Below are 22,680 nucleotides of genomic sequence, written 5' to 3'. Positions count from 1 at the left end.
CCCCCTACCCCGACGATCCGAATGGGCAGCGCTCCGATGGCCAATGAAGACAAGCTCCGCGAATACCTCAAGCGGGTACTGAAGGACCTCGACGAGGCCCACACCCAACTGCGCGACCTGGACGAGAAGGCCCGCGAGCCGATCGCGATCGTCGCCATGAGCTGCCGCTTCCCCGGCGGTGTGCAGAGCCCGGAGGAGCTGTGGGAGTTCGTCGCCTCGGGCGGTGACGCGATCTCCGGCTTCCCGACCGACCGCGGCTGGGACATCGAGGGGCTGTACGACCCGGACCCCGACGCGCAGGGCGCCTCCTACACCCGCGAGGGCGGCTTCCTGGCAGGCATCGACGGCTTCGACGCCGCGCTGTTCGGCATCACGCCGCGCGAGGCCCTCGCCATGGACCCGCAGCAGCGCCTGCTGCTCGAGACCTCCTGGGAGCTGTTCGAGCGGGCCGGCATCGACCCGACGACGCTGCGCGGCAGCCGCACCGGTGTCTTCGTCGGCACCAACGGGCAGGACTACACCCCGGTCCTGATGCGCTCGAGCGAGAACTTCGAGGGCCACCTGGGCACCGGCAACACCGCGAGCGTGATGTCCGGGCGGCTCTCCTACACCTTCGGCCTGGAGGGCCCGGCGGTCACCGTCGACACCGCCTGCTCGGCCTCGCTGGTCTCGCTGCACCTGGCGGTGCAGGCGCTGCGCACCGGCGAGTGCACGCTGGCGCTGGCCGGCGGCATCACCGTGATGCCCAACCCGGGCACCATCATCGAGTTCAGCCGCCAGCGCGGGCTGGCCGCCGACGGCCGCTGCAAGTCCTTCGCCGGGGCGGCCGACGGCACCAACATGGCCGAGGGCGTGGGCCTGCTGCTGGTCGAGCGGCTCTCCGACGCCCGGCGCAACGGGCACCAGGTGCTCGCCGTGGTCCAGGGCAGCGCGGTCAACCAGGACGGCGCAAGCAACGGCTTGACCGCCCCCAACGGCCCGTCCCAGCAGCGGGTGATCCGGCAAGCGCTGTCCAACGCCCGGCTGACGGCCGACCAGATCGACGTGGTCGAGGGGCACGGCACCGGTACCAAGCTCGGCGACCCGATCGAGGCCCAGGCGTTGCTCGCCACCTACGGCCGGGGCCGTCCCGAGGACCGGCCCCTCTGGCTGGGCTCGGTGAAGTCCAACCTCGGGCACACCCAGGCGGCGGCCGGTGTCGCGGGCGTGATCAAGATGGTGATGGCCCTGCGGCACGGCGTGCTGCCCCGCACCCTGCACGTGGACGAGCCGAGCCCGCAGGTGGACTGGTCGGCCGGCGCGGTCGCGCTGCTGACGGAGAACCAGCCGTGGCCCGAGACCGGACGCCCGCGCCGGGCCGCGGTCTCCTCCTTCGGCATCAGCGGCACCAACGCGCACACCGTGCTGGAGCAGGCCCCCGCCGAGGACACCCCCACGGCCGCCGCCGGGCCCGCGCGCTCGCCGCATGCCGTGCTCCCGGTGCCGCTCTCCGGCAAGAGCGACGAGGCGCTGCGCGCCCAGGCGGCGCGGCTGCACGAGTTCCTGGACACCCGACCGGCTCTCACCGCGCACGAGGTGGCGCACGCGCTGGCGACCACCCGGGCGGCGCTGGACCGCCGCGCGGTCGTGGTGGCCGCAGACCGTGCCGAACTGCTCAGCGGCCTGGCGGCGTTGGCGTCCGGCTCGGCCGCCCGGCAACTGGTCCGGGGCACTGCGGGCGAGGGCAAGCTGGCCTTCCTCTTCACCGGCCAGGGCAGCCAGCGGGCGGGCATGGGCGCCGAGCTGTATCGCGCTTTCCCGGTGTTCGCGACTGCCTACGACGAGATCTGCACGGAGCTGGACCGGCACCTGGCGACGCCGCTCAAGGACGCCGACGCGCTGATCGACCAGACCGCCTACACCCAGCCCGCGCTCTTCGCGATCGAGGTCGCGCTGTTCCGCCTCCTCGAATCCTGGGGCCTGCGCCCCGACTTCCTGGCCGGGCACTCGATCGGTGAGCTGGCCGCCGCGCACGTCGCGGGCATCCTCTCGCTCGCCGACGCGGCCGAACTGGTCGCCGCGCGCGGCCGCCTGATGCAGCAACTGCCGGCCGGCGGCGCGATGGTGGCCGTCCAGGCGACCGAGGACGAGGTACTGCTGCTGCTCGACGGCCGCGAGCACGAGATCGGCATCGCCGCCGTCAACGGGCCCACCTCGGTGGTGATCTCGGGCGTCGAGGCGGTTGTTCTGGAGGTCGCCGAGGAGCTGGCCGCCGAGGGCTGCAAGACGAAGCGCCTGACGGTCAGTCACGCGTTCCACTCGCCGCTGATGGACCCGATGCTGGCCGAGTTCCGTGCCATCGCCGAGGGGTTGACCTTCAACCCGCCGCAGCTGCCGATCGTCTCCACGCTCGACCAGCAGGCCGACCTGACCTCGCCCGAGTACTGGGTCCGCCACGTCCGCGAGGCCGTCCGGTTCGCCGACGCCGTCCAGACCCTGGAGCGCCAGGGCACCCGCACCTTCCTCGAACTGGGCCCCGACGGCACCCTCACCGCACTCGGCAAGGAGAGCGCCGGCAACGGCATCTTCGCGCCCGTGCTGCGCCGCGACCGTCCCGAGACCCAGGCGGTGATCCGGGCGCTCGCCGAGGCGCACGCCAGTGGCATCGGCGTCGACTGGTCGGCCTTCTTCGCCGGCAGCGACGCCCGCCGGGTCGACCTGCCCACCTACGCCTTCCAGCGCCGCCGCTTCTGGCCCGAGGAGGCAGCGGACGAGCAGCCGGCGCCGCTCGCCGTGGACGAGCAGTTCTGGGCCGCCGTCCAGAGCGAGGACCTGGCCGCGCTGCTCGCCACCCTGGGCCTGGACGGCGACCAGCCGCTCAGCGCGGCGCTGCCCGCGATGTCCTCCTGGTTCCAGAGCCGGCACGAAGGGCAGCCCGCGGCGGCGCCGACCACCACCACGGACCGGGCCGCCGAGCCGGAGATGACAGACCCGGACGACGCCGACGCCCCGCTGGCGGTCCGCCTGGCGCGGATGGCCGAGTTCGAGCGCGAGAGCGTGGTCCTCGCCCTGGTCCGGACCGAGGCGGCGTTCATCCTCGGCTTCGGCGGACCGGAGGAGATCGAGCCCGGCCAGGCGTTCAAGGACCTCGGCGTGGACTCGCTGCTGGCGGTGCTGCTGCGCGACGGCCTGGCGGATGCCACCGGCCTGTCGCTGCCCGCCTCGCTGGTCTTCGACCAGCCGACGCCGGCCCTGCTCGCGGCCTACCTGCGCAAGGAACTGCTGGCCGGCGGCGAGGACCCGGACAGCGCGGTGACCGAGGAGCTCGACCGGCTGGAGGCCGCGCTGGCCGCGAGCACCCCCGACGGCGTCACCCGGGCCCGGCTGCAGATGCGCCTGAACGCCCTGGCCGCCCGGCTCGGCGAGGCCCAGCAGCCTGCGGCGGAGGCCGCCTCGGCCGACGCCGACCAGGCGGAGATCGACGGTCTCGACGAGGCCTCGGACGAGGAGCTGTTCGCCTTCATCAACGACCTCGCCTGAGCTGCCCGTCGGTCCGGCTGCCCATGGGGGCGGCCGGACCGACGGTCTCGGCGCGGTTGGCTCAGTCTCAGTTGACCTGGCGCCGCGCCAAGACCCCTCGGGACATCTCGACGTCACTCTGCCCCATCATTCACGGGCGGCCCCGGGGAGATCCGGGCCGCGATCGGCAGCTCCGAGCCGGCGGACGCCGCGCCACCCGGCTGGGGGATCACCGGTCGTGGTGGGTCGGCTGCGCGGCTTTGCTTGGTGGGTGGATGCCCGGTCGGCCGACCGGGCATTCGCGCAGTGAGCAGAGAGCACAGCGAGAACCGGGAGTCCGCCATGTCGTCCACGGGTGCCGAGCCGCCGTCCGAGCGCCCGAACGATGACGAGCTGGCGGAACTCCGGCGGCGGGTGGCCCAGTTGGAGACCACGACCGCACCGGAGGCCCCATCGCACCACCGGCTGCGGACCACCGGGTCGGTGCTGCTGATCATCATCGCCTCGGTGCTGTCGCTGCTGTCCGTGCTCTCCGTCTGGGCACAGGACCAGGTGACGGACACCGATCGCTTCGTCGCCACCATGGCGCCGCTGGCGCGCGACCCCCAGGTCCAGGCCGCGGTCTCCGACCGGGTGACCACCGTGGTCGTGCAGCAGATCAACGTCCCCGGCCTGGTGAACCAGCTCTCCCAGGCCGCCGCCCAGAACGGCGTCCCGCCGCAGGCCGCCAATCTGATCAACGGGCTCAGCGGCCCGATCGGCAGCGGTCTGAACAGCCTCGTCGGCGCAGCGGTCGACCGGGTCGTCACCAGCGACGCGTTCGCGTCGATCTGGGCCAACGCCATCCGCGCCGCCCACTCCTCGATCGAGAAGGCGCTCACCGGCCAGGGCGGCGGCGCCATCCAGCTCACGAACAACGAGGTCAACATCGACCTCGGGCCGGTGATCGACCAGGTGAAGGCCCAGCTGGTCAGCTCGGGATTCTCGCTCGCCGGCAGTATCCCGACCGTGCACACCCAGTTCACCGTCTTCGCGTCGCCGCAGATCGCCAAGATCAGGTCGGGCTTCCGGCTGCTGCAGATCCTCGGCAACTGGCTCCCGGTCATCGCGGTGCTGGTCGCGGCCGGGGGCGTCTACCTCGCCTGGAACCGGCGCAGAGCGCTGATCGGGGCGGCCCTCGGGATCGCGGCGGCGATGCTGCTGCTCGGGGTCGCACTGGCCGTCTTCCGCTCCTACTTCCTGGACCAGCTGCCCACCGACGCCTCCCCGGCGGCGGCCGGCGCCGTCTACGACGCGCTGGTGCACTTCCTGCGGCAGGCGGTGCGGTCGGTCGGCGTGCTGGCGCTGCTCGTGGCGCTCGGGGCCTTCCTGATCGGCCCGTCCCGCGTCGCGACGACCGTGCGTGAAGCGGGCAGCGCCGGGGTCGGCGGGGTTCGCCGGGTCGCGGAGTCGATCGGGTTCCGTGCCGGACCGGTCGAGCCGTTCGTCCGCCGTCACAAGCGCTGGATCGGGATCGCGATTCTGCTGATCGCCGCCGCGATCTTCATCACGGTGGATCATCCGACGGGCCTGGTCATCATCTGGTTCGCCGTCGCGGTGCTGGCCGCGTTCGGGATCCGCGAGTTCCTGGCTCCGGGCCCGGGTCTGGCACAGCCGGGCATTGCCCCGCAGCCCGACAGCGACCCGCAGCCGGGCACAGGCCCGCAGCCCGGCACCGGTACCGAGGACGGCTGAGCTGCCCGTCCGGCGCGCCCGTCAGGACCTGGCGCCTCACCTGCTGTGCCGCAGCACCCACAGCGCGCCACGGTCGGCCGCCGCGCACCGCTGCCGCACCTTGTGCCGCCGGGTCCGGCCGACCCGGACCGTCGGGGTGAGCGCCGAGCACCCGAAACCGCCCCGGGTCGGCGCCACGGCGACGTGACTCGGCACCAGCGTCGGGCGCGCCGACCCCGGCGAGAACGTCTCGTTCATCGTCTCTCCCACGCAAACGGTGGTCTGTCTTCTCTTCTACTCTGCTGCCTCCTCGATGTCATCACCTGTCCTGTCCTGCGCCGCGCTTCGCGAGGCCACTCGAGGACCGGCAGGGGGTCGGACCCCGCTCGCATGGTCGTTGGTGGAAGTGGACAGAGGTAGGTGCATGACAACCCGAATATCCCGCCGACCGGCGATCGATCCGGCGGACCTCGCGATGGTCGCCGAGGCCACCGAGCTCATCCGCTCCGCCGACCTCACGGACGTCCTCACCGAGCTGCTGCCGGCCGTCGCCTCGGCGGAGCGCGCCGATCTGGCGGCGCACTGCACGCTGATCCACGCGGCGGTCGCGGTCTTCACCCGCTCGCCCGACCGACTGCCCGAGGCGCTTCGCTCCTGGGGCCTGCCGGTCGGCGAGCCGGCCCCGAGCGTGGTGGTCCGGCAGCGACTGGCCGAGCGCTACGGCCTGGACCCGGCGCGACTGGAGGTCGACATCCTGCGGGCCCCGGTCGCCGCGGCCGACGGGAGCGCGCGGGAGCTGGAGATATTCGCCGTGGCGGTGCCGGCGGGATCGGGCCTCGATCGGGTCGCCGAGCGGGAACGGGCCGAAGCCAACGAGGCCCACCTCGCGCTCCGGGTGACCCGGCCGGACGGTGTCGTGCTGCACGGGCTGCGGGCACTGCTGGTGGACCGGGGGGAGCTGCTGCCCGACGGCGGCGGCTACAACGCCCACGAGGACGGCACCGTCCTCTACTTCCGCAGCGGCGCGCCCGGTCCGGGGGCGGGGGAGCGGGGCCGACGCCGGCGGCTGGAACTGCACGCCCGAGGCTGCCACCCCGCCGTGCTGGCCGCCCACCTGCGGGCCCGGGCCCCCGAGCCGGAGCGGCGGTTGCTGGAGCTGATGACCGGCGCCTGGACCACCCAGACGATCGCCACGGCGGCCGCGCTCGGCATCGTCGACGCACTGCCGCCGGGCGACGGACCGGCGCTGCACGCAACGGAGTTGGCCCACCGGACCGGGACGGATCCGGACGCGCTGGGCCGGCTGCTGCGGCACCTCGCGGCGCTGCGGATCGCGGCTGCGGAACCGGCACCGGTACCGGCACCGGAGGACGGGGCCGCGGCGCCGGAGGAGCAAACTGCCGTGCCGGACACCGGTACCCCCGCCTACCGGCTCGGGCCGCTCGGCGTGCCGCTGCGCGCCGACGCCGCGCACAGCCTGCGCCCGCTCGCGCTGCTCTACGGCGGCCCCTTCTACCGCTCCTTCGGCGAGTTGGCGTACTCGGTGCGCACCGGACAGGAGGCGTTCCAGCACGTCTTCGGCCAGGGCCATTTCGAGCACTTCGCCCAAGACACCACCCTGGCCGCCCTGTTCGACGGCGCGATGGCCGCCAGCGCCCCGATGTTCGCCCCGGTGGCCGAGGCGGTGGCCGCGTCCGGCGCCCGGACGGTCGTCGATGTGGCCGGTGGTGACGGTGCGTTGCTCGCCCGCGTGCTGACCGCCGCCCCGCACGCCCGAGGCGTCCTGCTGGAACGCGAGCACGCCGCGGCGGCCGCTCGGGACCGGCTGGCTGCCGCCGGGCTGCTCGACCGGTGCGAGGTGGTGGTCGGCGACTTCACCCGGGCGGTGCCCGGTGGCGGCGACAGCTACCTGCTCTCGCGGGTGCTGCACGACTGGGACGACGCGCGCTGCGTGGAGATCCTGCGGCGCTGCGTGGCAGCGATGCCCGAGCACGCCGAACTTCTGCTGGTGGAACGGCTGTTGCCCGAGGAGGACGGAGCGGCGCCGGACCAGGGTGTCTCGCTGGCGGTCGCCTGGGACGTGCACATGCTCTGCAACGTGGGCGGCCGGGAGCGGACCGCCGACCACTACCGGCGGCTGCTGGCGGCGGCGGGCCTGTCCCTGGTGGCCGTCAGCCCGCTGCCGCTGGACGGCTTCCTGCTCCGGGCCCGCCGCGGGCCGGACGACGGGGACTTGGCGACGGCCGCGGGCGACGGCGACCCGGCGACGGCGGCCGCGTGACCGTGACCACCGGGGACTACCTCGTCGAGGTTCCCGATGAGACGGCCCAACGCTCCACGCTGACCGCAACCCTGCCCGCACTCTTCGACGCGGTGGCCGGCCGGCTCGGCGAGGCGGTCGCGGTGCACGGCGGCGGCCGCGCGTACAGCTGGTCCCGGTGGCGGGCCGAGTCGTCCGCGCTGGCCGCCGGCCTCCAGCAGTACGGCATCGGTGTCGGCGACGTGGTGGCCGTCCAACTGCCCAACTGCTGGGAGTTCCTGGTCACCCACGTGGCGGTGGCCGAGCTCGGCGCGGTGCTGCTCCCGCTGCACCTGGCCCTGGGGGAGCGGGAGGTCGCCTCGCTGCTGGCCCGGGCGCGGGCCAGGGCCCTGGTGCGGGTGGCCGAGCCCGCGACCCCGGGTGGCGCCCCCGAGCCCCGCCCGCCGGCCGGGGCGCCGCCGCTCGAACGGCTGCTGCTGGTCGGGCCGGAGCCGGGCGCCGGGGACCTCGCCGAACTGATCCGCCGGCACCTCGGTGCCCGGCCGAGGCCGACGGTGGTGACGCCGGATCTCCCCTTCGTCCTGATGCCGTCCTCCGGCACCACCTCCGAGCGGCCCAAACTCTGCCTGCACGCGCACGGTGGCCTGCTCGCCAACGCCGCGGCGGTCGCCGAGTACGGCCGGGCCGCCGCGGACGACGTGCTGGTCAGCGCCAGCCCGTTCAGCCATCTCTTCGGCCTGCTCTCCGTCCACCTCAGTCTGTTCACCGGCGGGCGGCAGGCGCTGCTGCCGCGCTGGGACGTGGCCGCCTTCGGGCGGCTGGCCGGGGCCGGCGGCGCGAGCGTGCTGTTCGCCGTGCCCGCGCAGTTGCGTGACCTGGTGCGGGCGGGCGACGTCGTCTCGAGCACCCTGCGGGAGGTCAGGACCGGCGGCGCGGCCGTGCCCGCCGAACTGGTCACCCGGATCCGCGAGGTGCTCGGTGCGCGAACGGTCGTGCAGTGGGGCATGTCCGAGCTGGGCGCGGGCACCGTCACCGGACCGGATGACCCGCCCGAGGTGGCGGCCGGCAGCATCGGCCGGCCGCTCCCCGGCGCCCGGGCCCGAGTGGCCGGACCGGACGGCACACCGTGCGGCGACGGGGAGACCGGTGAACTCCAGTACCGCGGCCCGTCCTTGTTCCGCGGCTACCTCGACGATCCGCAGGCCACCCGCGCGGCCTTCACCCCGGACGGCTGGCTGCGCACCGGCGACCGCGCCCGGCGCGACCCGGACGGCACCTTCGGCTACCGGGGCCGGCACGCCGAGCTGATCAACGTGGGCGGGCTGAAGTTCACCGCCTCGGAGGTCGAGACGGTGCTCGGCGGCCTGCCCCAGCCGCAGGCGCTCGCGGTGGCCGCCCGGCCCGACGACCGGCTCGGCGAGTACCCGGTGCTGCTGGCCGAGCTCCGCGCCGGGTGCACGTTGGAACTCGCGCAGGTGCACGCCTGGTTGGCCGGCGCCGGGGTCGCCCCGTACAAGTGGCCGTTGGAGCTGCTGATCGTCGACCGGATCCCGGTGACGCCGACCGGCAAGGTGGCGCGGGGGCGGCTCGCCCCACTGCTGGAGGGCGGTGCGCCGGCGCGCCCCGCTCCGCCTGCTTCGGCGAGCCTGGACGCCGTGCTCGCGATGGTCGAGGCCGAGGTCGCCGCAGTCACCGGGCGGCCGGCCGAGGGTGTGCCACCGGCGGACGGCGGGGCCGGCCCGCGAACGCCGTTCCGGGAGCTGGGCCTGGACTCCGCCGGCGCTGTCCGGCTAGCGGCGCGGCTCGCCGACCTGACCGGACGGCCGCTGCCGAGCACCGCGGCGTTCGACCACCCGTCCCCTCGGGAGCTGGCCCGGCACATCCTCGCGGCGGCCGGACCCGACCCGTCCCCGGCCTCCTCCGTCTCCCCGGCAAGATCCGTAAGAGAGGCCCCAGGCCCGGAGTCCGGCGCTGATCCGGTCGTGATCACCGGTATCGGCTGCCGCTTCCCCGGCGGGGTCGACTCACCCGAGGACCTCTGGCGGCTGCTCGCCGAGGGCCGGGAGACGGTCGGCGGCTTCCCCACGGACCGGGGCTGGGACCTCGACCGGCTCCACCACCCGGAGCCGGGCAGGGCAGGTCGCACCACCGCGCGCGGCGGCAGCTTCCTCGCCGACGCCGGCGCCTTCGACGCCGCCTTCTTCGGCATCTCGCCACGCGAGGCGCTGGGCATGGACCCGCAGCAGCGCCTGCTGCTCGAAACCGGCTGGGAGGCGCTGGAGCGGGCGGGGATCGACCCCGCGACCCTGCGCGGCACGGCGGCCGGGGTGTACCTGGGCCTGATGGCCGCCGACTACGCGCCGCGGCTGACCGAGGCACCCGAGCTCTACGACGGCCAACTGCTCACCGGCAACGCTTCGAGCGTGGCGTCCGGGCGGCTCGCCTACCTGCTCGGGCTGACCGGGCCGGCCCTCACCGTGGACACCGCCTGCTCCTCCTCCCTGGTCGCCCTCCATCTCGCCGTCCAGGCGCTGCGCCGTGGCGAGGTGGACCTCGCCATCACCGGCGGGGCGACGGTGATGGCCACCGCGGCCTCCTTCGTCGACTTCGCCCGGCAGCGGGCGCTGGCCTCCGACGGGCGGTGCAAGGCCTTCGCCGCCGACGCCGACGGCGCGGGCTGGGGGGAGGGGGCCGCGGTGCTGGTCCTGGAGCGGCTCTCGGACGCCCGCGCGCACGGCCACCCGGTGCTCGCGGTGGTCGCCGGGTCCGCGGTGAACCAGGACGGTGCCAGCAACGGGCTCACCGCACCCAGCGGGCCCGCCCAGCAGCAGGTGATCCAGCTGGCCCTGGCCGACGCGGGTCTGACGCCGGATCAGATCGATGTCGTGGAGGCGCACGGTACCGGCACTCCGCTGGGCGACCGGGTCGAGGCGGGCGCGCTGACCGCCGTGTTCGGTCCGGACCGGGCACCCGAACGCCCGCTGCGGCTCGGGTCGGTGAAGTCGAATCTCGGCCACACCCAGGCGGCGGCCGGGGCCGCGGGGCTGATCAAGATGGTGCTCGCGCTGCGGCACGAGCTGCTGCCCCGCACCCTTCACGTCGACGGGGCCGCCCTGCCGACCGACCCGTCGGCCGGCGAAGTGACCCGGGCCGTGAGGCTGCTGCACGCGGCGCGGCCCTGGCCCGGCTCGGTCCGGCCGCGGCGCGCCGGGATCTCGGCCTTCGGGATCAGCGGGACCAACGCCCACGTGATCCTCGCCGAGCCGCCTGCGCCGTCGAGTCCGCCTGCGCCTGCGCCGGCGGTGTCGGGGGCGCGGGCGGGCCGGCCGGTGCCCTGGGTCCTGTCGGCGCGCAGCCCCGAGGCGCTGCGCGCGGCGGCGGTGCGGCTCGCCGCGGCCATCGGGACGGATCCGGCCCCCGCTCCGGCCGCGGTCGGGGCCGCTCTGGTCCGGTCGCGGCCCTGCTACGAGCACCAGGCTGTCGTCGTCGGGCGGGAGCGGGACGGCCTGCGGGCCGGGCTGGCCGCTGTCGCGTCAGGGCACTGGTCGGCGGACGTGGTCCAGGTCCGCAGCGCGGGGGAGGGACGCAGTGCGGGAGAGACAGGCGGCGCGGGAGAGGGCCGGACGGTCTTCGTGTTCCCCGGCCAGGGCGCGCAGTGGCCCGGCATGGCCGCCGACCTGCTGGACGCCTTCCCGGCCTTCGCCCACTCCATCGCGCAGTGCGAGCGGGCGTTCGCGCCGCACGTCGACTTCTCGCTCGGGGCGGTGCTGCGCGCCGAACCCGACGCGCCCCCGCTGACGCGCGACGACGTCGCCCAGCCGGCGCTCTTCGCCGTGATGGTCTCGCTCGCCGCGCTCTGGCGCTCCTTCGGCGTCCACCCGGACGCGGTGGTGGGGCACAGCCAGGGCGAGATCGCCGCCGCCCACGTGTCCGGCGCGCTCACGCTGGCGGACGCGGCCCGGGTGGTGGCGGTCCGCGCGCGGGCGGTGCGGCGGTTGGCGCCCGGCCGGATGGCGGCGGTGGGCCTGCCCGCCCGGGAGGTCGGCGGCCTGCTGGCCCGGCGCCCCGGTCTGGCGGTGGCGGCGGAGAACTCGCCACGGTCCACCGTGATCGCCGGCGGCGTCGAGGACGTCGAGGAGTTGGTCGCCGAGCTCACCGGGCGGGGCGTCCCGGCCCGGGTGCTGCCGGTCGGGTACGCCTCGCACTCCGCGGCGGTCGAAGAGTTGGCGGCGGAGTTGGCCGGGAGCCTGGCCGGCATCGTCGCCCGCCCGGGCAGCGTGCCGTTCTTCTCCACGGTCGGGGCGCTCGAACCGCTCGGGCCGGTCGGCGCGTTCGAACCGGGCCCGCTGGACACCACCCGCCTGGACGCCGAGTACTGGTACCGCAACCTGCGGCAGCCGGTCCGGCTGCACGATACGGTCCGGGCCCTGCTGGAACGGGGCCACCGCAGGTTCGTCGAGATCAGCCCGCACCCGGTGCTGGTCCAGGCCGTCGAGGAGACGGCGGAGGCCGCCGGTATCACCGCGGCGGCGGTCGCCACCCTGCGCCGGGCGGCGGACGGCCCGCACCGGTTCCTGCTGTCGGCGGCGGAAGCGCAGCTCAGCGGCGTACCGGTCGACTGGGAGGCCGCGTTCACCGGGGTGGAGCACGGCCATGTCGACTTGCCGACCTATCCGTTCCAGCGGCAGCGCTACTGGCTGACGGTCGATCGGTCCACCGGCCGGCCCGGGCCCGCACCCGAAGTGCCCGGCGCCGAGACACCGCACGCGGCGGAGTCTGAGCCGGATGTGCTGGCCGTGGTGCTGGCCCACACGGCCGCCGTGCTCGGCCACCCCGAGGGGGCCAGGCTGCCTGCTGACGTCGCCTTCCAGGAGCTGGGTGCGGGGTCGATGGCCGCCGTCGAACTCCGCGTTCGGCTGGGCGGTGAGCTCGGTCTGGCGCTGTCGGCCACCGCCCTCCTCGACCACCCGACGCCCCGGCGGCTCGCCGCCCACCTGGTGGAGCGGCGCCACCGGCCCGCCGCCACAGCCTCCGCCGCCGCCACAGCCTCCGCCGGCGCCACACCCTCCACCGGCGCGCCGCTCGACGGCGAACTGCCTGACGGCCTGGATGCCCTGTACCGCCACGCCTGCCGCAGCGGCCTCGGTACGGTCGCCGCCGACCTGCTGCGGACCGTTTCGCGGCTGCGGCCGTCCTTCGCCGGCGACGTGGCGGCCGAGCACGCACCGGTCGCCGTCCGCCTGTCCGGTCAGGCGGCCGGGCGGATGGGCGGTCAGGCGGCTGGGCCGGAGCGACGGGCGCCCGTGCTGCTCTGCCTGCCGTCGGTGCTGCCCACCGGAGGTCCGCACGAGTACACGGAGCTGGCCCGCCATCTCGGCGCGTGGGAGACGGCGGTGCTCCCACAACCTGGTTTCCTCCCTGGAGAGTTGGTGCCGCAGGACCTGGCTGCGCTGATCGCCGCCCATGCCGAGGGTGCGCTGCGGCACGCCGGCGCCGCGCCCGTCCTGCTGTGCGGCCACTCCTCGGGTGGGCTCATCGCCCAGGCGCTCGCGCAGCATCTGGAGCGACTCGGGCGGCCGGCGGCCGGTCTCGTGCTGCTCGACACGCCCTGGCCGGACCGGGGCTTCCAGGCCGACACCCTGCCCGCCGTCCTGGCCCTGCTGGCCGACCGGCCCGGCGCGCTCGCCGCCGAGCCCGTCAACCCGACCCGGCTGACCGCGACCGGCGCCTACCTGCGGCTGCTGGACGGCCGCACCCCTGGCGCGGTGTCCACGCCGACCCTGCTGGTCCGGGCCGAACGGCCGTTGGACGGAGTCGGCGCCCTCACCCCGTGGGCACTTCCGCATGCCCGAGCCGACGTCCCGGGCGACCACTTCACCATGCTGACCGAGCACGCGGCCCTGGTGGCCCGGGAGATCGACTCCTGGGCCGCCGCCGGGCCGCCGGCTGGTCCCACCCTCCCCGAGGAGCCCGCCCCGTGAGCACCGACCTCGACCGCGACGCCGCTGATCGTCACGCCGCTGATCGTCACGCCGCTGACCGCGACGCCGCTGACCGTGACGCCCTGGCCGGCGCGATCCTGCGGGCCGGCGCCGGCCGCCCCGACGTCTCGCCCTATCCGGCGCTGCGCCGCATCACCGCCGAACTCGGCGGCGGCGAAGCCCTGCTGGCCACCGACCAAGCCACGCTGAGGGCGCTGCTCGAAGTCACCGCCGCCGCCGATCCCCGGCTGTTCCACGTGATGTTCCTGCACCACTGCATGACCATCGGTGCCGCGCTGGACTACGGCGCGCTCGCCGCCGACGTCGCCGAGCTCGCCCAGGGCCGCTCGATCGGTGCGGCCTTGATGACGGAGCTGGGCCGGGGCAACAGCAGCGCCGGCATCCGGACCGAAGCCGTCCTGGACCGGGCGAGCGGCGAGTTCGTGCTGCACACGCCGGTGGCCGGGGCGGCCAAGTACCCGCCCAACGTGGGGGAACAGGGGCTCTCCCGGCTCGCGGTGGTGAGCGCCCGGCTGCGGGTGGACGGCACTGATCGGGGTGTCTTCCTCTTCCTGGTGGCGCTCAGGGACGAGGACGGGCCGGCGGCCGGGGTGACCATCGGGCGCCGCCCGCCCACCGCGCTGCTGCCGCTGGACTACGCCACCGTGCGGTTCGACGGCGTCCGGGTGCCCGGCCACCGCTGGCTGGCCGACGGCGCCGGCTTCGAGGCCGACGGCGGCTTCCACGATCCGACCGGCGGGCCGGAGCAGCGCACCCGCCGCAGTCTGGCGATGAGCCGTTTCGCCTGGGGCGCGGTCACCGCCGGGCTCGCCGCGGCCGCCCGGGCGGCCGTTGCCATCTCCCTGTCACACGCCCTGCGGCGAGTCACCACCGACCGAGCGGCCGGTGACCGGCCGGCCCTCGAACTCCTGCACCAACAACGGCTGTTGTTCGGTGCGGCCGCTGCCGCGCAGACGGCCACCGTGCTGGCTCGCCGGGCGACGGCGGCCTGCTGGCGGATCCCCCCGGGTGGTGGCCGGGGCAGCGGCCCGCCGGCCGAGGTGATGCGCGGACTCGCGCTGACCAAGGCGGGCGTCGACCGGCTCGCCGACCAGGCGGTGGCCCGCTGTCGCTCGGCGGCCGGTGCGCTCGGCTTCTTCTCGGAGAACCGGTTGATCGAGTATCAGGCGTTGACCATGGCTTTCCACTCGGCGGGCGGCGACAACCGGCTGATCCTGCTGGACGCCGCCCGGGCCATGGCCGAATCGCTCGCCTACCGTCCGCCGGCCGAGAACGAGGCCGAGGAGGAGGAATTCTGTGCCCTCTTCCGGGCTCGCGAGCGTTTGCTGCACGCCCAGTTGACGGACCGTCTGAGGGCCTGGGAGGACGCGGGTGTGGCGCCCTCCCAGGCCTGGGACGACCACTCGGGCCTGGCGCTGCTCTTCGCCGAGGCCCACCTGGCCCGCACCACCGCCGAGACCCTGGAAACCGAGGCCTTGGAGGCCGCCGAGGCCCCGGCTGGAGCGTTGCTGCGCGACCTCGGCCGGTTCGGCGCGCTGGAGGAGGTCTCCGTGAACGTCGGCTGGTTCCTGATCGAGGGACTGCTGACCCCCGCTCAGGCCCGAGCCCTGCCGGACCGGCTCGACGCGCTGTGTCGGCGCCTGCTGCCCCGAGTCGACGAACTGGTCGAGTTGATGGCGACACCCCGAGCCGCCCTGCTGGGTCCGCTCGCCGCGCCGGACTACGTCGAGGCGTTGACCTGACCCCTGACCCCTGACTCCTGACGCCTGCCCCCTGACACCCGGAACCCGACGCCTGAGCCGGTCCACCGTGCACCAACGTGGCGTAGTCCAGCCCGTGTAGCCGCCAGAGGCTGAGATCCGGGCAATCTCTTCGTAGTCTCTCGATATCGGAACGTTTGACGTCGAATCGGGGGCGAACGTAGGGGACCGTGTGCCGACCCGTGTCGGCCAGGCCTGCGCGCGCCGACGTGCTCCGGAGCGGTGGGGGCGGCTTTCGCCTGCCCGTCGCCGCTTCACATTCCACTGACTGGGGAACCTTCATGACCACCGTCAACAAGCTCGTTCAGGTCGCCGGGATCATCGATGCCGACGAGGCCGAGATGGTCATCGGTGAGGGGGCGGACTGGATCGGCTTCGCGCTGCGCCTGCCGTCCGGCCGGGATGACATCGCCGAGCAGGATGCCGCCCTGATCATCAAGGGACTCGAGGCTCCGCACGCGGGCGTGCTGATCAGCTATCTGACGGATGCTCAGGAGGTCAGCGACTTCTGCTCCGAGCTCGGCGTCGTCGCGGTCCAGCTGCACGGTGAGGTGGCGACCGAGCAGTTGCGCCGGCTCAAGGAGCTGCGTCCCGAGCTGTTCGTGCTGAAGTCGCTGGTGGTCAAGGCGGACAACCTCGACGAGCTGCTCCAACTCGTCGACGACACCCACCCGTTCGTCGACATGTACATCACGGACACCTTCGACCCGAAGACCGGCGCCAAGGGCGCCACTGGCCTGACTCACGACTGGAACGTCTCCGCCGAACTGGTCCGCCGCTCCCCGAAGCCGCTGATGCTGGCGGGCGGCCTGAACCCCGAGAACGTCGCCGACGCGATCCGCGCCGTCCGGCCCGCCGCCATCGATGCCCACACCGGGCTCGAGGGCCCGGACGGCCGCAAGGACCGTGCCAAGGTCGTCAAGTTCATCGCGCAGGCGCGCGGTGCCTTCGACGAGATCGGCTGATCCGCTCGGTGTTCCGTCAAGTCGCGATCTCGACCACCGAGGAGGTAGAGCCGTGAGCGCCGAACAGCACGTCCATCTGCTCCCGCAGACGAACGAGCTCCGCGTCATGCATACGATCATCCGCGACAGGGAGTGCACGCAGGAGGACTTCCGGTTCTACTCGCGGCGCATCATCCGCCATCTGCTCGAAGCCGGGATGGACCTGCTGCCGTTCGAGCAGCGGGAGGTCACCACCCCGGCGGGCGCCACGTACCCGGGGCTGGAGTTCGGGACCAAGGTGTGCGCGGTGCCGGTGATCCGGGCCGGCGAGGCGATGGAAGGCGAACTGCTGGAGGTCGAACGGGGCATCCGGATCGGCAAGATCCTCATCCAGCGTGACAAGCGGACCAAGTTGCCGCGGCTGTACTACAAGGAGCTGCCCGACGACATCGCCGAGGGCCATGTGCTGCTGCTGGAGCCGATGTTGGCCACCGGCGGCTCGGCGCTGGCGGCCATCGACGTGCTGCTGGAGGCGGGCGTGCGGGAGGAGAAGATCATCATGATCAACTTCCTCTCCTCACCCGAGGGGCTGCGACGGGTCCTCGTCGAGCGGCCCGGGGTGCAGCTCGTCACCAGCGCGATCGAGGACCGGCTCAACGAGCACGCGTTCATGATCCCCGGAATCGGTGACTTCGGTGACCGGTTCTTCGGCACCACGGATTCCGGAGCCGTGAAATGAGCAATCAGCTGAGCAGTCAGCGTCTCGCGACCACCTCCGCCGTCACCGCGCTCGCCCCCCTCGTCTGGGGGTCGACCTACCTGATCACCACCGAGTTCCTGCCGTCCGACAAGCCGCTGCTGGCCTCCACCCTGCGCGCCCTGCCGGCCGGGCTGATCCTGCTGGGGTTCACCCGGGTGCTGCCCAAGGGCATCTGGTGGTGGCGGGCGGTGGTGCTCGGCGTGCTGAACATCGGCGCGTTCTTCTACTTCCTCTTCCTGGCCGCCTACCACCTGCCCGGCGGGGTGGCGGCGCTGGTGATGAGCATCCAGCCGATGATCGTGCTGCTGCTCGGCGCCGTGCTGCTGCGCGAGAAGATCCTGCCCCAGCACATCGTCTCCTGCGTGCTGGGCGCGGTCGGGGTCGCGCTGCTGGTGCTCGAACCGAAGGCCGGCCTGGACGGCATCGGGGTGGTGGCCGGTCTGCTCGGCGCGCTCTGCATGGCCTCCGGCATCGTGCTGGTCAAGCGCTGGGGCCGGCCCGAGGGCGTCACCGTGCTGACCTTCACCGGCTGGCAGCTCACCGTCGGCGGTGTCCTGCTGCTGCCGATCACCCTGGCCACCGAGACCCTGCCCGACCACCTCAGCTGGAAGAACATCGGCGGCTTCGCCTACCTGGGCATCATCGGGGCGCTGATCGCCTACGCCCTCTGGTTCCGCGGCCTGGCCCGACTGCCCGCGCTGGCGGCCTCGTTCCTCTCCTTCGCCTCGCCGCTGTGCGCGACCGTCCTCGGGTACCTGTTCCTGCACCAGTCGCTGCGCCCGCTCCAACTGCTCGGCGGGGTCGCCGTGATCGGCGCGGTGGTCATCGCCCAGCCCCGCCGTGGCCGGGCCGCGCGGTCCGGCGCGCCGCAGCCCGCAACGGAGCCCGCAGCACAGCCCGCGCCGCTCCAGCAGAGTCCCACGGGCGGCACCACCACCCCACCCGTTCCGACTGAGGGAATCCGATGAGCACCACCATCGCGATCGTCTACAGCGAAGAGGTCCGCGAGGCGCTGCACGAGCGCCGCCCGGTGGTGGCGTTGGAGTCCAACGTCATCACGCACGGCCTGAAGTACCCGCACAACGCCGAGACCGCGCAGCAGGTCGAGGCCGCCGTCCGGAAGGGCGGCGCGGTCCCGGCGACGATCTGCATCGAGGACGGCGCGATCCGGGTCGGCATGACCGGCCCCGACATCGAGCGGTTCGCCTCCCAGGCCGGGATCCCCAAGGTCTCCAGCCGCGACCTGCCCGTGGTGCTGGCCGGCGGTGGCCGCGGCGCAACCACCGTCGCCTCCTCGCTCGTCGCCGCCGAGCTGGCCGGCATCCCGTTCTTCTCCTCCGCCGGGCTCGGCGGGGTGCACCGGGGAGCGGAGACCACCATGGACATCTCCTCGGACCTGATCCAGCTCACCCGCTCGAAGGTCGCGGTGGTCTGCGCGGGCGCGAAGATGATCCTCGACCTGAAGCTGACGATGGAGTACCTGGAGACCCAGTGCGTGCCGGTGATCTCCTACGGGTCGGATGACTTCCCCGCGTTCTACTGCGCGTCCAGCGGCATCCGCTCACCCCACCGGATCGACGACGAGGACCAGATCGCCAAGGTGGTCGGCACCCACTGGGCCGCCGGGCACCCCGGTGGCGTGGTGATCACCGCGCCGCCGCGCGACGAGGACGCGGTCGACCCGGCCGTGGCCGAGGCGGCCATCGACGACGCGCTCGCCCAGGCCGAGCGGGACGGCGTCACCGGCCAGGGCCTGACGAAGTACCTGATGCACGCGGTCGACCGGGCCACCGGCGGCCGCACCGCGCAGGCCAACATGGCGGTCCTCATCTCGACGGCCGAGGTCGGCGGGCGGCTGGCCGCCGCCTACACCCGCCACCTGTCCGACCAGTCCTGAGCCACTGGTCCCCGCCCCGACCCACCGTTTCCTGACCCACTGTTCGAGAAGGCGTACTCAGATGACCTCGCTGTTCGATTCCGCCACCTTCGGCAAGATCGCCCTGAAGAACCGGCTCGTGATGGCGCCGATGTCCCGCAACCGGGCCACGCCGCACGGCAACGCCACCGAGCTGATGGCCGAGTACTACAGCCAGCGCGCCTCGGCCGGCCTGATCATCACCGAGGGCATCCAGCCCTCCCAGGTCGGCCAGGGCTACCTCAACTCGCCCGGCCTGCACGACCCCGAGCAGGTGCGCAGCTGGCGGGCCGTCACCGATGCCGTGCACGCCAAGGGCGGCCGGATCGTGGCCCAGCTCATGCACGCCGGCCGGATCGGCCACCCCTCGCTGTACGAGAGCGCGCACCAGTCCGTCGCCCCGTCCGCGATCGCCGCCGGCGGCCAGAACTACACCCCGGACGGCCCGCAGGACTACCCGGTGCCGCGCGAGCTGACCCTCGCCGAGATCACCGCCACCATCGAGGACTTCGTGACCGCCGCCCGCAACGCCGTCGAGGCCGGGTTCGACGGCGTGGAACTGCACGCGGGCAACGGGTTCCTGCCGCACCAGTTCCTCGCCGAGAACACCAACCGGCGCACCGACGGCTACGGCGGTTCGATCACCAACCGGATCCGCTTCACCGTCGAGGCCACCGAGGCCGTCGTCGCCGCGATCGGCAACGAGCGCACCAGCATCCGGGTCTCGCCGGCCAACCCCTACAACGACATCGCCGAGGGCGACACCGAGGCGCTGTACGCCGCGCTGATCCCGGCCCTGCCGGAGCTGGCCTTCCTGGAGGTCTGCGAGATCGTCAACCGCCCGGCCACCCGCGAGATCCGGGTCCTGTGGCAGGGCAACATGATCGTGAACCCGCACGCCACGCCGGACTCGTTCCCCGCGACGGCGAAGACCGCCCAGCAGGTGCTCGACGAGGGCCTGGCCGACGCCGTGTCGCTGGGTGCCCTCTTCCTGGCCAACCCCGACCTGCCCGCCCGGATCGAGGCCGACGGCCCCTACAACGCGGCCGACGAGTCGACCTTCTACGGCGGCGACCAGCACGGCTACACCGACTACCCCGTGCTCGGCCGGTGACGTCGGCCGCCCGGGGTACCGAGCGCGACGTCCGGGAGATCTTCGCGCTGTAGCACCGACGACGCGCCGCCCCGGGTACCGATCCAGGTGCCCGGGGCCGCGTGCGTCCTCGGGCTTCACGGAAGCAGCACGACCTTGCCCCGGACGGTGTGCGACTCCGCCAGCCGCATCGCCGCGCCTACCTCGGCGAGCGGGAAGCGGGCGCCGATCTCGGCGGTCAGGGTGCCGTCGGCGAGCAGGCCGAGGACCGTGCTCAGGTCCTGGCGCAGGTGGGCGCGGAAGCGGGCCGCGTGCATCCGGTGGCCGCTCCAGACGTGGTAGAAGGTGGCGCGGCGTCCCTTGTTGGGCAGCATGGTCCAGGCGGCCAGCCGGGCGAGCAGTGCGATGAACCGGGGAGCCAGCGCGCCGGTGCCCTTGGTCGCGGAGGCGATGGCGTAGCTGACCAAGGTGCCCCCGGGAGCCAGCAGTTGCCAGGAACGGTGCAGGGTGGCCCCGCCGATGTTGTCGAACACCGCGTCCACCCCGCCCGGGGCGAGCTCCCGCACCCGGGCGACCAGGGCGTCGGGGTCGGCGTAGTCGACCGGTTCGACGCCGAGGGCGCGCAGCGCGTCGTGGTGGCGCGGCGAGGCGGCGCCGATCACCCGCACCCCGGCGTGGCGGGCGAGTTGGACGAGCACCGTGCCGACCCCGCCGTTGGCGCCGTGCACCAGAACGGTCTGGCCGCGCCGGACCCGGGCCTTGCGGTGCAGCAACCCCCACGCGGTCAGGCCGTTGACGACGACGGTCTCGGCCTCGGCCGGTCCCACCCCGGCCGGCACGGGGACCAGGGTGTTGGCGGCCAGCACCGCGTGCGAGGTCCATCCGCCGGTCTTGGTGAGCGCGGCCACCCGGGTGCCGAGGAGGGCGGCGTCGACGCCAGGTCCAACCGCGGCGACCGTCCCGACCAGGTCGTAGCCCGGCACGAAGGGGAACTTCGGCTGTCCCGGATACCGACCCCGGCGCATCCCCTGCTCGGCGAAGGAGACCCCGCTCGCCTCCACGCGGATCAGTGCCTGCCCCGCGGCGGCGGTCGGTATCGGCCGCCGGCGGACGATCAGCCCGTCCGGTTCGACCAGTCCTGGCAGCACGATCTCGACGGCGGTGTCGGTCTCGCGGCTCGCCGCCTGCGCCGCCTGCGCCGCCTGCGCGGCCTGTGCGGCCTGCGCGGCGTTCTCGGCCTGTTGGGTCTGCTTGCTGTTCACGGCCCACGCTCCTTGTTGGTGATCGGTACTTTGCTATGCTCTATAGAAAAGTTAATACCCATCACAGTATGGAGCAGCCGTTACGATGTCAAGGCAATCGCAGAGTGAACGGGTGACGCAGATGGTGGCAGGGGAGGCTCGGCCGAGTCGGCGCGAGCAGCGGCGCGAGCAGACGCTGCAGGAGATCAAGGCGTTGGCGATGGAGCAGATCGCGGCCGGCGGCCCCGACGCGGTCTCGCTCAACGGCATCGCCCGCACCATGGCCATGTCGCCGGCGGCCATCTATCGCTATTTCGACAACCGCGACGCCCTGCTGGCCGACCTCGTGGTCGAGGTGTACGACGCGCTGGCCGACGAGATCGAGGCCGCCGGTCGCCCCTTCGGCACCCCGGTCCAGCGATTCACCGCGGTGGCACAGGCTTGCCGGTCCTGGGCACTGGAGCACCCGAACGCCTACCGGCTGATCTTCCAGACCACCAGCGGATCGGGCCAGGACCTCGCCCCCGACCGCACCATCCCCGCGGCCTCGCGCAGCATGGTCGCCCTGCTGAGCGCCCTCGCCCCGCTCGCCGGCGCCACGGCCGACGGCCCGGCCCAGGGCCTCGACGACCACCACCTGGCCGACCAGATCCGCGCCTGGGCCGCACGCACCGCCCTGCCCGACCTCCCCCAGCGGGTGCTCGCCCTGGGTCTGTTCTGCTGGACCAGGCTGCACGGAGTGATCAGCCTGGAGCTGGGCCACCACCTGGCCTCCACCGGCGTCGACCCCGCCCTGCTCTACCAGGCGGAGGTCGACGGCCTCATCCACCAGGCGCAGCACCCGCACCCGGGCGAGCTCGGGCAGCCCGGCGACTCACGGGCGTAGCGGGAGTGGTCGGCCGTAGGTGGAGGCCGACTCCGCCCTCCAGCAAGAGTGTTGCCCCAGTGGGCCCCTGTGGTCGAGATCGGGTCGGCGCCCGCCGGGCGGTGAGCCCGGTCGGGGCGCCGATGGTTCAACTCCGCGCAGCGGCCTCGCCGGTGAAGGCGGCAGCCATGCGCAGCCAGGGCGCGGCCTCGGCGGCGCGGCCCTGGCGCTCCAGGGTGCGGCCCAGCATCAGGTGGGCGTAGTGCTCGACGGGGTCGCGCGCGATCACCTCGCGCAACTGCTCCTCGGCGCGCCGCAGTTGCGCCGAGTGGTAGTAGGCGCGGGCCAGCAGCAGCCGGGGGGCGACCTGCTCGGGGACCCGCTCGACGATGGTGGCGAGCAGGCGCGCCGCCTCGGTGTAGTCCTTGGCGTCGAAGAACAGCTCCGCCCGTCCCCAGCGCTCGGTGACGGTCTCCGTGCGGGTCGAGCCGTTCTCGCCGTCGAACGGCGGCAGCTCGGGGGTCCAGGCGTTGAAGTGGACGGTCACGAGAACTCCTCCCGGTGTGGTGCCAGGGTGTCGGCTGCTGCCTCGCCCTCGGGTGGTTGAACCATCAACTTCACCGTCTGAT

The 22,680-nt window shown here is 73.8% G+C and carries 14 protein-coding genes; 11 read left to right on the top strand and 3 right to left on the bottom strand.

Annotated features, from left to right (window positions below):
- Window positions 1-36: 36 nt before the first annotated feature.
- Together ABH937_RS00495 and ABH937_RS00490 are read left to right on the top strand one after the other, a co-directional pair.
- Window positions 37-3,519, top strand: coding sequence for a type I polyketide synthase (locus ABH937_RS00495; RefSeq protein ID WP_280694295.1), 3,483 nt, complete (start codon window positions 37-39; stop codon window positions 3,517-3,519).
- A gap of 321 nt (window positions 3,520-3,840) precedes the next feature.
- Window positions 3,841-5,232, top strand: coding sequence for a hypothetical protein (locus ABH937_RS00490; protein ID WP_370216732.1), 1,392 nt, complete (start codon window positions 3,841-3,843; stop codon window positions 5,230-5,232).
- 36 nt (window positions 5,233-5,268) lie between these two features.
- Here the strand turns inward: ABH937_RS00490 and ABH937_RS00485 are convergent, their stop codons facing one another.
- Window positions 5,269-5,469 (bottom strand): hypothetical protein, encoded by a 201-nt coding sequence (locus ABH937_RS00485; protein WP_370216731.1) that lies wholly within the window; start codon window positions 5,467-5,469, stop codon window positions 5,269-5,271.
- 166 nt (window positions 5,470-5,635) lie between these two features.
- Here ABH937_RS00485 and ABH937_RS00480 point away from each other — a divergent pair, with 166 nt between their 5' ends.
- The 8 genes from ABH937_RS00480 (at window position 5,636) to ABH937_RS00445 (ending at window position 19,966) form a co-directional block, all read left to right on the top strand.
- Complete coding sequence (locus tag ABH937_RS00480; RefSeq protein WP_370216730.1) at window positions 5,636-7,492, top strand: methyltransferase; 1,857 nt, start codon at window positions 5,636-5,638, stop codon at window positions 7,490-7,492.
- Window positions 7,489-13,452 (top strand): beta-ketoacyl synthase N-terminal-like domain-containing protein, encoded by a 5,964-nt coding sequence (locus ABH937_RS00475; protein ID WP_370216729.1) that lies wholly within the window; start codon window positions 7,489-7,491, stop codon window positions 13,450-13,452. Before ABH937_RS00480 ends, ABH937_RS00475 begins: the two co-directional genes overlap by 4 nt.
- Window positions 13,449-15,215, top strand: coding sequence for an acyl-CoA dehydrogenase (locus ABH937_RS00470; RefSeq protein WP_370216728.1), 1,767 nt, complete (start codon window positions 13,449-13,451; stop codon window positions 15,213-15,215). The genes ABH937_RS00475 and ABH937_RS00470 overlap by 4 nt, the downstream gene beginning before the upstream one ends.
- Before the next feature lie 299 nt (window positions 15,216-15,514).
- The gene (locus ABH937_RS00465) at window positions 15,515-16,198 is read left to right on the top strand and encodes a phosphoribosylanthranilate isomerase (RefSeq protein ID WP_370216727.1); all 684 of its coding nucleotides are present in this window, start codon (window positions 15,515-15,517) and stop codon (window positions 16,196-16,198) included.
- A 52-nt stretch (window positions 16,199-16,250) separates the two neighbouring features.
- A complete protein-coding gene (gene upp, locus ABH937_RS00460) occupies window positions 16,251-16,916 on the top strand; it encodes a uracil phosphoribosyltransferase (protein WP_370216726.1) in 666 nt (221 codons plus the stop codon).
- Window positions 16,917-16,924: 8 nt separating this feature from the next.
- The gene (locus tag ABH937_RS00455) at window positions 16,925-17,905 is read left to right on the top strand and encodes a DMT family transporter (protein ID WP_370216853.1); all 981 of its coding nucleotides are present in this window, start codon (window positions 16,925-16,927) and stop codon (window positions 17,903-17,905) included.
- Window positions 17,902-18,834, top strand: coding sequence for a pseudouridine-5'-phosphate glycosidase (locus ABH937_RS00450; protein WP_280694303.1), 933 nt, complete (start codon window positions 17,902-17,904; stop codon window positions 18,832-18,834). The genes ABH937_RS00455 and ABH937_RS00450 overlap by 4 nt, the downstream gene beginning before the upstream one ends.
- 61 nt (window positions 18,835-18,895) lie before the next feature.
- The gene (locus ABH937_RS00445; protein ID WP_370216725.1) at window positions 18,896-19,966 is read left to right on the top strand and encodes an alkene reductase; all 1,071 of its coding nucleotides are present in this window, start codon (window positions 18,896-18,898) and stop codon (window positions 19,964-19,966) included.
- Window positions 19,967-20,082: 116 nt separating this feature from the next.
- Here the strand turns inward: ABH937_RS00445 and ABH937_RS00440 are convergent, their stop codons facing one another.
- Complete coding sequence (locus ABH937_RS00440; protein WP_370216852.1) at window positions 20,083-21,096, bottom strand: medium chain dehydrogenase/reductase family protein; 1,014 nt, start codon at window positions 21,094-21,096, stop codon at window positions 20,083-20,085.
- A 232-nt stretch (window positions 21,097-21,328) separates the two neighbouring features.
- Between ABH937_RS00440 and ABH937_RS00435 the strand changes: the two genes are divergently transcribed.
- Complete coding sequence (locus ABH937_RS00435) at window positions 21,329-22,072, top strand: TetR/AcrR family transcriptional regulator (protein ID WP_370216850.1); 744 nt, start codon at window positions 21,329-21,331, stop codon at window positions 22,070-22,072.
- A 127-nt stretch (window positions 22,073-22,199) separates the two neighbouring features.
- On the opposite strand, the gene ABH937_RS00430 is transcribed toward ABH937_RS00435, so the two are convergent.
- Window positions 22,200-22,565, bottom strand: a complete 366-nt coding sequence (locus tag ABH937_RS00430; protein WP_370216849.1) for a tetratricopeptide repeat protein — start codon at window positions 22,563-22,565, stop codon at window positions 22,200-22,202.
- Window positions 22,566-22,680 lie beyond the last annotated feature (115 nt).

Source organism: Kitasatospora sp. GAS1066B (genome assembly GCF_041262605.1).
Classification (GTDB): domain Bacteria; phylum Actinomycetota; class Actinomycetes; order Streptomycetales; family Streptomycetaceae; genus Kitasatospora.
Note: the sequence above shows the minus strand (reverse complement) of the source record. Positions and strands in the feature narration are given on the sequence as shown.

What these genes read in the sequence shown, in the direction of transcription:
- ABH937_RS00480 (WP_370216730.1), top strand. Translation starts at nt 5,636, where the DNA reads ATGACAACCCGAATATCCCGCCGACCGGCGATCGATCCGGCGGACCTC.
- ABH937_RS00445 (WP_370216725.1), top strand. Translation starts at nt 18,896, where the DNA reads ATGACCTCGCTGTTCGATTCCGCCACCTTCGGCAAGATCGCCCTGAAG.
- ABH937_RS00495 (WP_280694295.1), top strand. Translation starts at nt 37, where the DNA reads ATGGCCAATGAAGACAAGCTCCGCGAATACCTCAAGCGGGTACTGAAG.
- ABH937_RS00435 (WP_370216850.1), top strand. Translation starts at nt 21,329, where the DNA reads ATGGTGGCAGGGGAGGCTCGGCCGAGTCGGCGCGAGCAGCGGCGCGAG.
- ABH937_RS00465 (WP_370216727.1), top strand. Translation starts at nt 15,515, where the DNA reads ATGACCACCGTCAACAAGCTCGTTCAGGTCGCCGGGATCATCGATGCC.
- ABH937_RS00485 (WP_370216731.1), bottom strand. Translation starts at nt 5,469, where the DNA reads ATGAACGAGACGTTCTCGCCGGGGTCGGCGCGCCCGACGCTGGTGCCG.
- ABH937_RS00450 (WP_280694303.1), top strand. Translation starts at nt 17,902, where the DNA reads ATGAGCACCACCATCGCGATCGTCTACAGCGAAGAGGTCCGCGAGGCG.
- ABH937_RS00490 (WP_370216732.1), top strand. Translation starts at nt 3,841, where the DNA reads ATGTCGTCCACGGGTGCCGAGCCGCCGTCCGAGCGCCCGAACGATGAC.